Source organism: Segeticoccus rhizosphaerae, from assembly GCF_009192725.1.
Classification (GTDB): domain Bacteria; phylum Actinomycetota; class Actinomycetes; order Actinomycetales; family Dermatophilaceae; genus Segeticoccus; species Segeticoccus rhizosphaerae.
On record NZ_VOHR01000075.1, the window covers coordinates 1 to 14,486 of the forward strand.

General features: G+C 69.1%; 21 protein-coding genes. 12 read left to right on the forward strand and 9 right to left on the reverse strand.

The window, feature by feature from the left end; all coding sequences use genetic code 11:
- Nucleotides 1-1,138: thiamine pyrophosphate-dependent enzyme (locus FRW57_RS08395; protein WP_162529308.1), on the forward strand; the 1,138-nt coding region annotated here is incomplete at its 5' end.
- A gap of 94 nt (nt 1,139-1,232) precedes the next feature.
- Here FRW57_RS08395 and FRW57_RS08400 read toward each other — a convergent pair.
- Nucleotides 1,233-2,033: a MerR family transcriptional regulator gene (locus FRW57_RS08400; RefSeq protein WP_203230261.1), complete on the reverse strand. Its 801-nt coding sequence runs from the start codon at nt 2,031-2,033 to the stop codon at nt 1,233-1,235.
- A gap of 69 nt (nt 2,034-2,102) precedes the next feature.
- The gene (locus FRW57_RS08405) at nt 2,103-2,825 is read right to left on the reverse strand and encodes a VOC family protein (RefSeq protein WP_152185789.1); all 723 of its coding nucleotides are present in this window, start codon (nt 2,823-2,825) and stop codon (nt 2,103-2,105) included.
- Nucleotides 2,826-3,054: 229 nt separating this feature from the next.
- On the opposite strand from FRW57_RS08405, the gene FRW57_RS08410 reads away from it, so the two are divergent.
- The 8 genes from FRW57_RS08410 to FRW57_RS24415 all read left to right on the forward strand — a co-directional run bounded on the left by FRW57_RS08410 (nt 3,055) and on the right by FRW57_RS24415 (nt 8,130).
- On the forward strand, nt 3,055-4,029 hold the full coding sequence (locus tag FRW57_RS08410; RefSeq protein WP_137120518.1) for a thiamine pyrophosphate-dependent dehydrogenase E1 component subunit alpha: 975 nt from the start codon (nt 3,055-3,057) through the stop codon (nt 4,027-4,029).
- Nucleotides 4,030-4,042: 13 nt separating this feature from the next.
- The gene (locus FRW57_RS08415; protein ID WP_152185790.1) at nt 4,043-5,068 is read left to right on the forward strand and encodes an alpha-ketoacid dehydrogenase subunit beta; all 1,026 of its coding nucleotides are present in this window, start codon (nt 4,043-4,045) and stop codon (nt 5,066-5,068) included.
- On the forward strand, nt 5,065-5,298 hold the full coding sequence (locus tag FRW57_RS08420; protein WP_137120444.1) for a lipoyl domain-containing protein: 234 nt from the start codon (nt 5,065-5,067) through the stop codon (nt 5,296-5,298). Before FRW57_RS08415 ends, FRW57_RS08420 begins: the two co-directional genes overlap by 4 nt.
- A gap of 88 nt (nt 5,299-5,386) precedes the next feature.
- Nucleotides 5,387-5,755 (forward strand): VOC family protein, encoded by a 369-nt coding sequence (locus FRW57_RS08425; protein ID WP_152185791.1) that lies wholly within the window; start codon nt 5,387-5,389, stop codon nt 5,753-5,755.
- Nucleotides 5,756-5,920: 165 nt separating this feature from the next.
- A complete protein-coding gene (locus tag FRW57_RS23990) occupies nt 5,921-6,067 on the forward strand; it encodes a hypothetical protein (RefSeq protein WP_202911402.1) in 147 nt (48 codons plus the stop codon).
- Between the two features lie 191 nt (nt 6,068-6,258).
- A complete protein-coding gene (locus FRW57_RS08430) occupies nt 6,259-6,633 on the forward strand; it encodes a YciI family protein (RefSeq protein WP_137120442.1) in 375 nt (124 codons plus the stop codon).
- A gap of 23 nt (nt 6,634-6,656) precedes the next feature.
- Nucleotides 6,657-8,048 (forward strand): RNA polymerase sigma factor, encoded by a 1,392-nt coding sequence (locus tag FRW57_RS08435; protein WP_152185792.1) that lies wholly within the window; start codon nt 6,657-6,659, stop codon nt 8,046-8,048.
- Nucleotides 7,975-8,130, forward strand: coding sequence for a dihydrofolate reductase family protein (locus FRW57_RS24415; protein ID WP_137120440.1), 156 nt, complete (start codon nt 7,975-7,977; stop codon nt 8,128-8,130). Before FRW57_RS08435 ends, FRW57_RS24415 begins: the two co-directional genes overlap by 74 nt.
- Nucleotides 8,131-8,231: 101 nt before the next feature.
- Here the strand turns inward: FRW57_RS24415 and FRW57_RS08445 are convergent, their stop codons facing one another.
- Genes FRW57_RS08445 through FRW57_RS08455 form a run of 3 tightly spaced genes read right to left on the reverse strand, consistent with a single transcriptional unit; the run spans nt 8,232 to nt 9,840 of the window.
- A complete protein-coding gene (locus tag FRW57_RS08445) occupies nt 8,232-9,053 on the reverse strand; it encodes an SCO6745 family protein (protein ID WP_152185794.1) in 822 nt (273 codons plus the stop codon).
- Nucleotides 9,050-9,214, reverse strand: a complete 165-nt coding sequence (locus FRW57_RS08450) for a VOC family protein (RefSeq protein WP_203230262.1) — start codon at nt 9,212-9,214, stop codon at nt 9,050-9,052. The genes FRW57_RS08445 and FRW57_RS08450 overlap by 4 nt, the downstream gene beginning before the upstream one ends.
- Nucleotides 9,211-9,840 (reverse strand): dihydrofolate reductase family protein, encoded by a 630-nt coding sequence (locus tag FRW57_RS08455; protein ID WP_152185795.1) that lies wholly within the window; start codon nt 9,838-9,840, stop codon nt 9,211-9,213. The genes FRW57_RS08450 and FRW57_RS08455 overlap by 4 nt, the downstream gene beginning before the upstream one ends.
- Nucleotides 9,841-10,123: 283 nt before the next feature.
- On the opposite strand from FRW57_RS08455, the gene FRW57_RS08460 reads away from it, so the two are divergent.
- The 3 genes from FRW57_RS08460 to FRW57_RS08470 all read left to right on the forward strand — a co-directional run bounded on the left by FRW57_RS08460 (nt 10,124) and on the right by FRW57_RS08470 (nt 12,236).
- Nucleotides 10,124-10,318 carry a hypothetical protein gene (locus FRW57_RS08460; protein ID WP_152185796.1) on the forward strand — a complete coding sequence of 65 codons (195 nt, stop codon included), beginning with the start codon at nt 10,124-10,126 and terminating at the stop codon, nt 10,316-10,318.
- Between the two features lie 67 nt (nt 10,319-10,385).
- Nucleotides 10,386-11,561: an MFS transporter gene (locus tag FRW57_RS08465; RefSeq protein ID WP_202911401.1), complete on the forward strand. Its 1,176-nt coding sequence runs from the start codon at nt 10,386-10,388 to the stop codon at nt 11,559-11,561.
- Nucleotides 11,562-11,687: 126 nt separating this feature from the next.
- Nucleotides 11,688-12,236, forward strand: coding sequence for a hypothetical protein (locus tag FRW57_RS08470; RefSeq protein WP_238384530.1), 549 nt, complete (start codon nt 11,688-11,690; stop codon nt 12,234-12,236).
- 119 nt (nt 12,237-12,355) lie between these two features.
- On the opposite strand, the gene FRW57_RS23100 is transcribed toward FRW57_RS08470, so the two are convergent.
- The 4 genes from FRW57_RS23100 to FRW57_RS08485 form a co-directional block, all read right to left on the reverse strand.
- Nucleotides 12,356-12,523 (reverse strand): hypothetical protein, encoded by a 168-nt coding sequence (locus tag FRW57_RS23100; protein WP_162308138.1) that lies wholly within the window; start codon nt 12,521-12,523, stop codon nt 12,356-12,358.
- Nucleotides 12,520-13,239, reverse strand: coding sequence for an MOSC domain-containing protein (locus FRW57_RS08475; RefSeq protein ID WP_152185797.1), 720 nt, complete (start codon nt 13,237-13,239; stop codon nt 12,520-12,522). The genes FRW57_RS23100 and FRW57_RS08475 overlap by 4 nt, the downstream gene beginning before the upstream one ends.
- Nucleotides 13,240-13,356: 117 nt before the next feature.
- Nucleotides 13,357-13,962 (reverse strand): GNAT family N-acetyltransferase, encoded by a 606-nt coding sequence (locus tag FRW57_RS08480; RefSeq protein ID WP_152185798.1) that lies wholly within the window; start codon nt 13,960-13,962, stop codon nt 13,357-13,359.
- Complete coding sequence (locus tag FRW57_RS08485) at nt 13,959-14,465, reverse strand: Lrp/AsnC family transcriptional regulator (protein ID WP_238384529.1); 507 nt, start codon at nt 14,463-14,465, stop codon at nt 13,959-13,961. Before FRW57_RS08485 ends, FRW57_RS08480 begins: the two co-directional genes overlap by 4 nt.
- Between the last annotated feature and the right edge of the window lie 21 nt (nt 14,466-14,486).

The following is a 14,486-nucleotide window of genomic DNA, read 5'->3' on the forward strand; positions in this document are numbered from 1 at the left end:
GTTCGTGGCGGGTCGCGGCTCGAGGGCGCCGGCCGCGGCGGCCGCGGTGCGTGCGCTGGCGGACCGGTGCGGGGCGCTGCTCGCGACCTCAGCCGTCGCCAAGGGTCTCTGGCACGACCACGCCTGGTCGCTCGACGTGTCAGGGGGATTCGCCACCCCGGCGGCGGCAGAGCTGATCCACGGAGCCGACCTGATCGTCGGGTGGGGCTGCTCGCTGAACATGTGGACCATGCGGCTCGGCCGGCTCATCGGGCCGGACGCCACGGTCGTGCAGGTCGACGACACGTCCGAATCGCTCGGCGCCCAACGCGAGCTCACCTTCGGCGTGCTCGGTGATGTTGCCCTGACCGCGACCGCGGCCCTCGAGAAGTTGTCTCGCACGGGCGCCCCTCCCGGCGATCCGGTCGGCACGCCACAGGGCGAGCCGATGGTGCCCACACCCGAAGGTGCAGGCGACCACGGTGGTGAGCACACGGCATACGGCTATCGCACCGACGCGGCGCGCGAGCTCTTGGCGGCCTCGGGACGTTGGCGTGACGTGCCCTATGTCGACCAGTCGGCCGAGGGCCGGATCGACCCGCGGACCTTGACGATCGCGCTCGACGAGCTGCTGCCGGCGGAGCGGGTCGTCGGCGTCGACTCGGGCAACTTCATGGGCTACCCGAGCATGTTCCTCGACGTGCCGGACGAGCTCGGATTCTGTTTCACGCAGGCCTACCAGTCGATCGGGCTTGGGCTGGCCACGACGATCGGGGCGGCGCTGGCGAGGCCCGATCGGCTGCCCGTCGCGGCGCTCGGCGACGGCGGGCTGATGATGGCGGCGGCCGAGCTCGACACGGTGGCGCGACTCGGGCTGCCGATGGTGGTCGTGGTCTACAACGACGACGCCTACGGCGCCGAGGTGCACCACTTCGCACCGGGCGGTGACCCGCTCGACACGGTGCGTTTCCCGCCGACCGACATCGCGGCGATCGCCCGGGGCCACGGTTTCAGCGCGGTCACCGTCACCGAGGTGGACGAGCTCGGCCCGGTGAGGGAGTGGCTCGACGGGTCGCGGGACACCCCGCTGCTGATCGACGCCAAGGTGACCCGCGACGAGCCGGCCTGGTGGCTCGAGGAGGCCTTCCGCGGCCACTGACCCCCGTGTGCTCACCCTGGGCCGCTTTGCTCAGCCCAGGCCGCTCACCGGTACCCCGGGAGCGGCCTGGGCTGAGCACGGTCCGCTGCGATTTTCACTCGGCGTACCGGTCGGCATTCGCGTGTATGGCGTCCCGCACGTACTGCGACAGGCCCGGAGCCTCTAGCGACTCGTCGTAGGTGGACGTGTAGCGCGGGTCGCTGACGTAGAGGTCGCCGAGGTTGCGGTGGAAGGCGTGATCACAGGCGTAGAAGCGCCGGTTGATGTGCTCCCGGTGCGCCTCGGCTGCAGCCATCGCCGCCTCGCTCGTGGCCGGCTCGCCCGACCGGAACGCCTGCAGGAAGGCGCTGTTGAGCTCGTCGGTCTCGGCCTTGACCTCCGCCCAGTCGGCCTTGGTGTAGTTCTTCGTGCGCTGCTGGCTCTGCTTCCACGCGTCGGTGTCGCCCCAGCGCTGCTGGGCCTCGTCCTGGGCGTCGTCGAAGTTGTCGCCGAACAGCTCCCTCATGTCCTGCTCGGTGGCGGGCTTGTCGTTCATCTCGTTCTCCAGTGCTCGGTCGATGGCCGCGACGAGACCGCGCATCTCGTCCAGCCGGGACATGACCGCTGCGCGTTGACGGAGCAGGTGCTCGGCGACGTCGGCGTCCGGGTCGTCGATGAGGAGTGCGATCTTCTCGAGCGCGAACCCGAGCCGCCGGTAGACCACCACGTGCTGCAGGCGCGTGAGGTCCGCGTCGGTGTAGAGGCGGTAGCCGGCGGTGCTGCGTTCGCTCGGTCGCAACAGCCCGATCGCGTCGTAGTGGTGCAACGTCCGCACCGTCACGCCGAATCGGTCCGCCACCTGACCCACGGTCAACAGCTCGCCGGCCCGCCTCGTCACCTGTGCCATCTCGGTCATGCCCCTACCGTGTCGCCTCACGCCGCGTCAGGGTCAAGTCTCTTCTCCGCGTCCACCGGGCTGGTCCCGCTAGCGAGGCGTCAGGACACAGAACTCGTTGCCGTCGGGATCGGCCATGACCACCCAGCTGACGTCGCCTTGGCCGATGTCGATCCGGGTCGCGCCCAGTGCGACGAGACGCTCGACCTCGGCGTGCTGGTCGGCTCCGGCCGGGGGCGCGATGTCGAGGTGCAGCCGATTCTTGCCCAGCTTGGCCGCCACCGGTGGCCCTCCCCACGAGATCTTGGTGCCGCCCTGCGGTGACTGGATGGCGGTCTCCTCGGCCTGGTCCCACACCAGGGGCCAGGCCAGCGCCTCGCTCCAGAAGTATCCGACCGCCTGGGTCCCGTCGCTGGCCAGGGCCCCGATGACCCCGGTGTCGGTCAAGAAGTTGTTGCCGGGCTCGATCACGCAGAACTCGTTGGCCTCGAGGTCAGCCAGGACCACGTGCCCTTCCTCGGGCCGCTGACCGACATCGATGTGTCGGGCCCCGAGGCTCAGCGCACGCTCCACGATCGCCTGCTGGTCGTCGTCGGACGTCGAGGTCAGGTCGAGGTGCATCCGGTTGGGTTGACGTTTCGGCTCGTCGCTGTGCGCGAACTCCAGCCGGAACTCGGTCTCCCTCGTCGGCAGGAGCACGAAGACGCCGTCCGGGTCGTCGACCGTCTCACGCCCCAGCAGCCCGGCCCAGAAGCGGGCCAGCTCGCGGGGTTCGTGCGCGTCAAAGGCGAGAGCCACGAGGTTAGACGTCATCCGTGAACGCTACGGCGCCCGGCAGATTCGCTGCAACGACATTGATCGCCCGGTCTGCGCCGGCGCGCGGTCCTTCGCCCCAGAGTGGTCAGCGGTGCGCCGATGTGAGCCCTTGGCAGGGGGTTTCGGCCGGGCTAACGTGAGTGGTCCCACGCTTCTCCCGGAGGTTGGCATGACGACTCAGGCCCCATCCAGCTCATCGTCCGGGGCGGCGTCCCCGGGACAGTCCATGGAGCCGCAGGCCAGGCTCGATCTCTACCGCACGATGGTGCTCTGCCGCACCTACGAGGAGGCGATCCTGCGCGAATACCACGCGGACAAGGGACCGGGCTTCGACATCGGCAAGGGCCTGATACCCGGCGAGATGCACCTGTCTGCCGGTCAGGAGCCGGTGGCGGCCGGGGTCTGCGCCCACCTCACCGCCGACGACGCGATCACCGCCGCCCACCGACCGCACCACCTGGCGATCGCGCACGGCGTGGACCTGCGCGCGATGACGGCCGAGATCTTCGGCCGCGTCGACGGGCTCGGGAAGGGCCGGGGCGGTCACATGCACCTCTTCGACCCTGCGACACACTTCTCCTGCTCGGGGATCGTCGCCGAGGGCTTCCCGGCGGCACTGGGACAGGCCTTCGCCTTCCGGCGGCGCAAGACGGACCGGGTGGCGGTCGCCGTCGCGGGCGAGGGCGCGGCCAACGCCGGTGCCTTCCACGAGGCCCTCAACCTCGCCGCGCTCTGGGCGCTGCCCGTGGTGTTCGTCGTGGAGGACAACGACTGGGGCATCTCCGTGCCCCGCGACCTGTCGACCGCGGTGGACTCCAACGCCGTCCGGGCGACGGCCTACGGCATACCAGGGGAGCGGGTGGAGGACAACGACGTCGACGCCGTCCACGAGGCGGCGCGGCCGATGGTCGCGCGTGCCCGTGCCGGTGAGGGCCCGTCCCTGCTCGAGGTGCACACCCTGCGCCTGTGGGGCCACTTCGAGGGTGACGCCCAGGGTTATCGGCCGGACCGGGAGAAGGTCCACGAGGACGACCCGATCCCGATCTACGAGAAGCGGCTGCGCGACGCCGGTGTGCTGGACGACGAGCTGGTCCAGCAGGCTGCCGCCGACGCCACCACGAAGGTCGAGGACGCCATCGAGTTCGCCAAGGCGAGCGCCGTGCCCGACCCGTCCACCGCCACCGACTACGTCTTCGCGTGAGGGAGCAGCAGACATGACGATCACCGAGACGCCGCAGGGCACCCGCCGGCTGACCACGTCCAAGGCCATGGTCGAGGCGATCGACCAGGAGATGGCCCGGGACGAGTCCGTGTTCTACATGGGCGAGGACGTCGGTGCCTACGGCGGCATCTTCAGCTCCACCACCGGCCTGCTCGACAAGTACGGGCCCGGACGGATCATTGACACCCCGATCTCCGAGACCGGCTTCATCGGCCTCGGCATCGGCGCCGCGGTCGAGGGGATGCGCCCCATCGTGGAGCTGATGTTTGCCGACTTCATGGGCGTGTGCCTGGACCAGATCTACAACCACATGGCCAAGATCCACTTCGAGTCGGGCGGCAACGTCACCGTGCCGATGGTGCTCACCACCGCGGTCGGCGGCGGCTACTCCGACGGCGCGCAGCACTCCCAGTGCCTGTGGGGCACCTTTGCCCACCTCCCGGGCATGAAGGTCGTGGTGCCGAGCAACCCGGCCGACGCGAAGGGCTTGATGACGTCGGCGATCCGGGACGACAACCCGGTCGTCTACCTCTTCCACAAGGGCGTCATGGGGCTGCCCTGGATGGCCAAGAACCGCCGCAGCACCGACGAGGTTCCCGAGGGAGAGCACGTCGTGCCCATCGGGGAGGCCAAGGTCGTCCGGCCGGGCAGCGACGTCACCGTCGTCACCCTGTCCCTGTCGGTGCACCACAGCCTCGACGTGGCCGACAAGCTTGCCGAGGACGGCGTCGACACCGAGGTGATCGACCTGCGCAGCCTGGTGCCGCTGGATCGGGACACCGTGCTGGAGTCGGTGCGCAAGACCGGCCGCCTCGTGGTGGTCGACGAGGACTACCTGTCGTATGGCGTGTCCGGCGAGATCGTGGCCACGGTCGCCGAGACCGACCCTGGAATGCTGCGGGCCCCGGCCCAGCGGGTCGCGGTCCCGGACGTGCCCATCCCCTACGCCCACGACCTCGAGTACACGGTGCTCCCCCGGCAGGACCGGATCGAGCGGGCGATCAGGGCAGTGCTGTGACCGACGTGCTCTTTCCCCCACTGTCCAAGGACACGCCAGACTCCGAGGGGGTGCTGTCCACCTGGTTCGTCTCCGACGGCGCCTCCGTGTCGGCCGACCAGCTGCTGGCCGAGGTGCAGGTCGACAAGGTGTCGGCCGAGGTGCCGGCACCGGTCGCCGGGGTCGTGCGCCTACTCGTCGAGGAGGAGGCGGCCGTGCGACAGGGGACGCCGATCGCCCGGATCGAGTAGCCGCAACTCGCCTGGGTGATCGGCGGGGCCGGCGCCACTACTCCGGTAAGTCCAGGTGGTGCGCCGCGGCCCGTGGCAGACTCGGGCCATGCCGCTCGCACGTATGCGCTCCGTGGTCCTCGATTGCCCCGCCCCCAAGGCACTCGCCGAGTTCTACCATGCTGTGCTCGGCGGTGAGATCACGTTCGTCGAGGACGACTGGGTGGTCCTCACGGTGGACGGTCTGCGTCTGGCGTTCCAGCAGGTGGACGCGTTCGCCGCGCCGACATGGCCGGATGGCGAGCGGCCGCAGCAATTCCACCTCGACCTGACGGTGGACGACGTCGACGCGGTCGAGGCTCGCGTGCTGGAGCTGGGCGCCTCGAAGCACGACGTACAGCCGGGCCAGGCAGCAGGTGACTCGTTCAGGGTCTACCTCGATCCGGCAGGTCACCCCTTCTGCCTCTGCTGGGACTGAGGCGAGCGGTACCCGCCAGCGAATCGCGTGGGTCGCCCGGCTCGGGGTCCTGCCGATCGGGCGCTCGCCGTCGCCGCAGACGGTCCAGCGTGTCGGGGGCGCAGGGCGTGTCGCGGTGCTAGCGTCAGCGCTCACTAGTTCTCAACATCAACCGAGGGGTTCACCGTGATCGCGCTAGGCATCATCCTCATCATCATCGGACTGATCGTCGCCAGCCTCAAGGTCCTGCTATGGATCGGCATCATCCTGCTCATCGTCGGGCTCGTGCTCAATCTCGTCCCGATTGGCGGCACCCGCCGACGCGTCTGGTAGCGCGCGCCGCGGGCCCCTGCCCAGGGGCCCGCGGCGCCGGTTTGTGCCGGTGGCGCTCTACTGCGCCCGGGGCGGACACGGGGGATGGCGGCACGGTCGAAGAAACTTCTATGGTCGATGTCGAAGACGTTGGCGCTCGTTCGACGTACGGATGAGAAGCATCTCCCCGGCAACCAATAGGAGTGATCAAGATGCCGCGTTTCATGGGATTCGTGAGGATGGAAGAGGGCGTCGGCACGCCGCCACAGGCGCTGTTCGACGCGATGGACGCCTACATCAGCGAACAGGCCGCCAAGGGTGTGTTCCTCGACGGCGGCGGTCTGTACGGAACTGAAGACGCCGTGAACTTCGTCGTCCGCAAGGGCGAGGTCAGCCGGGTCGACGGGCCGTACGCCGAGGCCAAGGAGGTTGTCGGAGGCTGGGCCATCCTGCAGTACGACACCCTCGAGGAGGCCGTGGCCGATCAGCGGGAGTTCGCCGAGTTGCACGCCAAGTACTGGCCCGAGATCACCGTGGTCGCCACCTTGCGTCAGATCTCCACGGGCCCTGACACGCCGGGCGACTGAACAGGACTTACTACGCTGGCCTCGTGCCGGCAGAAAACAGTGCGGACGACCCGGCCGAGGCCATCGTCGCGGCGTGGCGGGCCGAGTCGGCCCGCCTCGTCGGTGCTCTTACCCGGATGACCCGTGACGTGGAGCTGGCCGAGGACCTCGCCCAGGACGCACTCGTGTCCGCGCTCGAACAGTGGCCCACGACCGGGGTCCCGAAGAACCCGATCGCGTGGCTGATGACCATCGCCAAGCGGCGCGGCATCGACCACTTCCGGCGCGCCGACAGCCTTCGCCGCAAGATCGAGCAGGTCGAATATGCCCGCGGGGTAGGGGATGAGCAGATGCCCGACCTCGCCGGCCAGGTCGACTACGTCGAGGACGACGTCCTGCGGCTCATCTTCTTGTCCTGTCACCCCTGCCTGACTGCCGAGTCCCGCGCCGCGCTGACGCTGCGTCTGGTCGGAGGGCTCACCACCGCAGAGATCGCCCGTGGGTTTTTGGTCACGGAATCGACCATGGGACAACGCATCTCACGAGCCAAGAAGACACTGTCCACCGCGCACGCCGAGTTCGAGCTGCCCACGGGGGCGGAGCGGGCCAGGCGTCTGGACGACGTCATGGCCGTGATCTACCTGATCTTCAACGAGGGATACACCGCCACCTCTGGCGAGGACTGGATGCGCCCTGACTTGGCGAGCGAGGCGACCAGGCTCGCGCGCGTACTGGTCGACGTCGCTCCCCACGAGCCCGAGGTGCTCGGGCTGCAGGCGTTGCTTGAGCTCCAGGGCTCGCGGATGGCCGCCCGGCTCGATGAACACGGCACGCCGGTCCTGCTGGAGGCGCAGGACCGGACGCGGTGGGACCCGTCGCTGATCCGGCATGGGATGGCTGCCCTCGAGCAGGCGGAGCGCCTTGCCGCGCGCGGCAAGCCTGTCGGGAAGTACTTCGTGCAGGCCTTGATCGCCGCCCAACACGCCCGCGCAAAGCGCGCCGAGGACACGGACTGGCGCCGGATCGCAGCGCTGTATGACGTCCTCGCCGACGCCGCGCCGGGGCCGGTCGTCGAGGTGAACCGGGCTGTCGCGCACGGGCGAGCGTTCGGCCCGGACGCGGGGCTTGCGGTGCTGGAGGGGCTGGACGCTGGTGCGCTCGGCGACTCGCCGCTCGTGCCGAGTGTGCGCGGAGACCTGCTCGAAAGGGCCGGGCTCCACGCGCGGGCCAGCGAGGCGTTCGCCGAGGCGGTCGCGCGCACCAGAAACGAGGGCGAACGTACGGTCCTGCAGGCTCGAGCCGAACTGAACCTGAGTCGCGCCTCGAGACCCACTGAAGTCTCAGGAGGGGAAGAGCCTGCATGTGATCGGCAGCCCCGGCCTCGTCCAGACGCTGATGGCCCTGGGCCTGGTCGACGAACTCCGGCTGATGATTGACCCGCTGGTGGTGGGCGGCGGAAAGCGCCTCTTCCACGATGACGGGGGCTGCGACCGCTGCAGCTGGTCGACAGCGTGGTGACCGGCACGGAGGCGATCATCGCCACCTACGCCGAGGCAGCGGGCTGACCCGGCAGATGATCGACGGCGTGCACGCCGTCGCCCTCCGGCGTGAGGCTCGGCTCAAGCCTGTGCGGAGGTGAGCGTCCGCGCGAGCGGCTCGAGGGCCTCGATCAGCTCGTTGAGCTCGGCCGTGTTTAGGACCTCGTAGGGCACGACGGCGAGGTCGTCGGTCAAGGCCTCGACTCGGTCCTTGGCCTGTCGGCCGGCAGGAGTGAACGTCGCCTCGTCCTTGATGAGTCCCCGGGTTTTCATCCCGTCGATGAGGGCGGTCAGTTGCGTGGTGGGGAGGTGGTGGATCCGGCCGAAGCTCCTGGCCGGGATCCCGATGTCGAGGGCGGACAGGACGTGGGCCTCGAGGCCGCCGATGCCCTCGGCCATGAGCGCGACGATGTGCCCGTCGCCGCGGTGCTCGCGCAGAAGTGAGGCGGCGTGGAAGAGGCGGGTCACCGGATCCCGCGGAAGCGGCAGGGTGCGCAGCGCGGCGTACATGGGGCGGCCTTCGAGCGGAGCGCTGGTCGCGGCCTTGGTGAGCAGCTCGACCGCGCGGGCGAAGTCTGGCGTGTCGACGAGGTCACCGAGGATCTGGCGCAGCGCGTTGGCGCAGCCATGCTGGCGGGCGGCGATCGCAGCCTCCGGTGTGGTCGTGTTCCAGACTTTCGGGATGTGGCGGGCCACCTCACCCGGTGCGAAGTTGTAGAAGAGCGCGTGGACCACCTCGGCGGGCACAGAGCTGCCGAGCGGTGCCGCCCGACCGGCGAAGTAGGTGTCCCAGTAGTTGGTGAACCCCAAGGCGAACATGGCCTCATTGGGTTGGTCAGCCGAGTAGGGGATGACGCCAATCGGCTCGACGAGGTCGAACATCTTGCGAGCCAGTGGGCTCATCGCGGTGAACTCTGCCCTGTGCTCGCGGCGAGGAACAACATCGTCAGGCTGCCGAGCTCTGTCGCGGGGACCGCACCGACGACGTCGTACCCGAGGTGGGAATAGAACTCCAGCGAATGATCGAGGTCCTGCACACGGAGGCCGACGTGCAGCGTCCTCATGCTTCTGCCTCCACCGACGGTGTCATGTTCTGCTCGACCGGGAACATCAGGTGGGTGACGCGATCTCCCTGGACGCACTCGATCGGGTCGCCCAGCGGGACGTCGTCTGCACTCAGCTCGCCGAAGAAGGGCCGGCCCTGTCCCATGACCACGGGCACGAGGTCAACAGCGACCGCGTCGAGCAGGCCGAGTTCGAGGCATTGCCGCGCGATGGTTCCGGCCGTCACCGCCACCGTGCGTTCGCCGGCGATCTCCTGGGCCTGGGTCACCGCCGCCTCCACGCCGTCGGTGACGAAGTGGAACGGTGCGGCCGGGTGGTCCTCGACCCAGTCTGTCGGGATCTGGTGGGTCAGGACCACCACCGGCACTCCCATCGTGTGCATGCCATCCCACCCATCGGTGAAGTCGAACAAGGTGCGTCCGCACACCAGCGCACCCAGCCCGCCGGCCCACCTGTGCCAGTAGTCGGCGCTGGACCGGCTCATGTGCAAGGTGATGCGGTCATCGACGGTGGGGACCTCGACGTCGCCGTTCTGCAACCACTCGAAGAGCCGACCGATCGTGTTGTCCTGCTTGGCGATGTAGCCATCCAGCGACATTGACGCATTGGCGATGACCTGTCCCACGGCGTCCTCCTTCAGCTCGAGATCGCTTCCTTCTGTCGACCAGTGAATCGAACGGAACTCATCGCGTCGTCCTCATTGTCATGAGTCGCCGACAGGCTCACCTGGTGTCCGCCTCGCCGGTCGCGGTCACGGCACTGATCAGTTCCACTGCGGCACCGGACACGCAGCAGCCCCCGGGTCTCCGCCATGGCTCCGGCCCACTCGACTGGCACGGGACTTGACTGGACCACCACGAGGGAGGATTCTAAAAGTGTAGTTATTTGTTGTTAGAAATCAGGTCGTGATGGCTGCTCAACGCCCCACTCCACCGCTCGGACGCAACCCTGTCGTCCGAGCAAGCAGCACCGGACTGCTCGTCGGCATGATCGTTGGTGTGATCTTCATCGGCAGCATCGGCGTCGGCATCGCCCTCGGCCTCACGCTGGCCCTGGCCGGGGGGATCCACGCAACGTCCCCCTTCGGCCAGGGTCACGGCTGAACCGGGTTCGCGCCATGGGCGCCGATGGGCCATCGCCCGGGGTGACGTCGCCCTTGGGTCCGGGTAGGTGACTCGGTCTCGAGGGCTGCTGGGCGTGTTGGTGGGGGCTGCGTTCGTGGTGTTCGCCCAGGCGTTCATGATCGCGCCGATCCTGCCCCGCCTGGCGGAGGTGTTCGGGGTGGGCGTCGGCGTCATGGGCCTGGCGGTCCCGGCCTACCTGATCCCCTACGGGGTGATGACGCTGGTATGGGGTCCGGTCGCCGACCGATTCGGCCGTCGCCCGGTCATCCTCGTCGCGCTGGCCTGCTTCACCCTGCTCGCGCTCGTCACCTCGCTCGCACCGTCGACCGGCTGGTTCATCGGTCTACGGGCCGCCGCCGGACTCGGTGCGGCAGGCATCGTGCCCGTCTCGTTGATGCTGATCGGAGACCTGCTCGACTACGCCGAACGCGGCCCGGCCATCGGGTGGCTCTTCGGCGGGATGGCAGCCGGGATGGCCGCCGGATCGACCGCTGGCGCACTGGCCGAGCCGATGATCGGCTGGCGGGGGCTCTTCGCCGTGGTCGCGGTCGGAGGGGCCCTCTTGGCCGTCGCCGGCGCCCGCCTCATCCCAAGACGTTTGGGCGTGAGCGAGTCAATGTCGATCCGGGCAGTCGCCGCCGGCTACGCCGCGTTGCTACGGCAGCCCCGAGCCCGGCGCTGCTACGCCTACGTCGCGGTGAACGCGGTGCTGCAGTCGGGGATCTACACCTGGCTCGGCGTGTACTTGCACGGCCGGTACGGGCTCGGCCCCATCGGAATCGGCCTGGCCCTGCTCGGCTACGGCGTACCCGGCTTCGCCTTCGGCCCGATCCTCGGTCGCGCGGCGGACCGGTTTGGGCGGGCCCGACTCATCCCCGCTGGACTCGTTGTCACGGCTGTCGCCGCGGCCGGCCTCGCGCTACCGGGGTCGCTGGTTCTGGCGGCGCTGCTGGTGACGCTGCTGTCCTTGGGCTATGACCTGACCCAGCCCCTGCTCGCCGGGATCGCCACCGACCTTCCGGCCGCCCGCGGTCAAGCTGTCGCCTTCATGGCCGTCGTGTTGTTCCTCGGGTTCGGCACTGGCAGCCTCGTCTTCCAAGCCGTACTCCCGGCGGGGTTCGGCGTCGCCTTCACGATCTTCGCGGCATCCGCGGCCGTTGCTGCCAGCGCTGCTGTGCCGATATTCGCCCACGAACGCCCACCAGCGCCCCATCCTGCCTGACGCGCCCTGCTGTGAACAGCAGCCACATCAGGCTCTCTTCGGGACTGATGGGGCCTGTTTCGAGTGGAGTGATCCGGGTATCGGCGTTGTTGAAACGTTCGCTGCCATTGATGAAGGTAGGACTTGATGACTTCGCTCGATATGGCCTCAACAAACACGGTGTCCAGGGTCGCTCACGACCTGTCGTTAGCGACATGGTTCGGGGGCTCGCTGATGGGCGCGGTGGGCTTGAACGGCGCGACCGCAAAAGCCAAAAGCCCCTCCGAGCGCGTCCGCTTGTCGTCCCTGGGGTGGGCTCGGTGGACACCCGTTCAGATCGCCGCGGCCGGCATCCACACCGTCGGTGGGTTGGGCCTGATCGGGGGAAACCGTAAACGGCTTGCGAACGATGGGGCTACCCAGGCCAACACGGTCGTCAAGACCTTGGTGACAGTGGTGGCGATGGGCGTGACCGGATACTCCGGATGGTTGGGCAAGCAGGTCGCCGAGCGGGTGAGCGAGGGTGCGGAAGGTGCGACGGAGCCCTCAGCCGGTGCGTCGGACAAGCTCGCCAAGGCGCAGAAGCAGCTCCAGATGCTGCAATGGGCCATTCCTGCCCTGACCGGTGTGCTCGTCGTGCTGGGCGCGCAGCAGGGCGAGCAGCAACGAGGCCTGAAAGGGCTTCTGGATCTCTAGGGGATCAACCGCGACGACCAGACCCTGTGCCGCTGTGCAACTCCCGCAGCTCGCTTTGTAGGTGAGCGCAGGAGCTGTCCGAACTGGTCGCACACCCGTGAGGCACCGATCAACACGAGTCAACGGTGGTTGAGGGCCCGGCTCCAAGTCTGCATGTGCAGCACGCGACCCTTGCGCCGGCGCTCGAAGGCAAGGGTCTCGGTGAGGTCGAAGCCAGAACGTCTGGCCACCAGCCCCTGGGATCGGATGGGCACCGCCTCGCCCGGCACGCAGAGCGGCCGCGTCATCGGACGGTGACGGTGTCACCGATGCGGATCCGGCCGGTGACGATCGGCTCGGCGTAGACCGCGAGCAGCAGATCGCGCTGCTCCCCCAGGGCTTTCAGCACTCGGCCGTGTCGTGGTACGTCGCCCTGTTGCACGTCGACGGTGCGACACCGTTCGATCTGCTCCGTCACGTAGAGCCGGACGCCACCCATCTCGAGCGTCCGCCCGAGCCAGCCGTCCTCGGCATACGGCTCGTTGGTCTCCACAACGAGGTTGGCGCGGAAGCGGCGCGGGTCGAGCGGTTCGTCGTCGCCGACCAGCTCGGCCGCCGCAGCAAGGGTGGCGGTGCCGATGAGGCTGACCGGCGCGGCGTCGTAGTGCTCGACGACGCCCAGCCCTGGCCGCACCGTCTCCCCCTCACGCACGAGCTCGACCGACTCGCCGAACAGCTCCGACAGCCGCTCGTTGAGTCGGGGGTCGGAGGCCAGCAGCGACGTCCCGTCGGGCAGCGCCACCATCGTCCCGCTCTCGTCCATCGATGCGCTGCACCCGAAAACCGGGTCCATCCGGTGGAATCGCCGCGAGTTCTTGCCGCTGGCAAACCGTCCGCTGCCGTCGCGGACCGCCCACCACCTGTCGCCCACCAGCCCACGGTCGTCCAGCTCGACCGCCTCCAGCCGCTCCCCCAGCATGGACTTGACCGGGTAGCGATGGATCTCGCGCACGGTCAGACTCACACCAGCCTCCTTGCAGGCCTTCGCCGCACTTGTCCCACCGAGCCTCTCACGCGAACTTCGGCGCAACGAGCGAGATCCCGGCCGGAGACTGGAGCCGCGCCCGCACTCGACCACGGCTCACCCGCCATCTTGCCCGAGCCACTCGTCGCGGAGCATGGCAAAGGTCAGGTCGTCCAGCCAGCGCCCGTCGCGGCCGAGCACCGATGCCACGGCACGACGCTCCTGACGCAGACCGAGCCGGCGCAGCAGCCTGGCCGACGGCACGGCGTCGGCGAAGACGTCGGCCGTGATCCGGCGCAACCCCATCTGCCCAAACCCGATCTCCAACAGGGCCGCGGCAAGCTCGGTGCCCAGCCCGATGCCCTGCACCGACGGGTGCAGCACGTAGCCGAGCGTGCCCTCGCGCTCGGTCGTGCCCTCCGCGGTGATGCATCCCGCGAGGCGTATGCCGATCGCGGCGTCGCCGATGACCGCGCCGGTCTCGCGGTCGCAGACCGCCAGCGCGAGCTGCGGCCGCTCGGCTCCCGGTCTCCCCCGCGCCACCCGCGCAGCGACTCGCGCCCGCGTCTCCTCCATGGTGAGGACGCCGTGGCTCAGGTAGGCGACCACCTCTGGCAACGAACGAAACCCGTGCACGGCCTCGGCGTCATCCACCGTGAGCGGACGCAGGGTCAACCGTGCGGTGTGCTGCGGCCAGACGAGGTCGGAGAGGTCACCGATCATGTGAGATCGGGACCGCTGCGGACGTGCTCGAAGATCAGACTGGTCTCCACGTTGGCCACCCCCGGCCGGTTGGTGAGGTGGTCGAGCACGAAGTCGCGCAACGCGTCCGGCGACGCCGCGGCGACGTGGACGAGGTAGTCGTTCGCGCCGCTGACGTGGTAGGTGCCGAGCACGCCCGGCAACCGCGGCACCCCTTCGCGGAACTGCTCGAAGTGCTCGCGCTGGTGGCCCCCGAACCGCACCGCGACCATCGCCTCGATCGGCAGTCCCAGCGCGGCCACGTCGACGTCGGCGTGGATGCCGCGGATGACGCCCCGCTCGCGCAACGACCGCACCCTCGCCACGCAGGTCGACTCCGCGATCCCCGCCTCCCGAGCGAGCGCGTTGTTGGGCATCCGCCCGTCTGCCTCGAGCAGGGCCACGAGGCGTCGGTCCACGTCGTCGAGCCGCGGCCGCGGGCGCGGGTCGGGCCCCGGCGCACGCGCTGGTGGGACAGGAGACACGACCGCGAGCCTAGCGGCGAC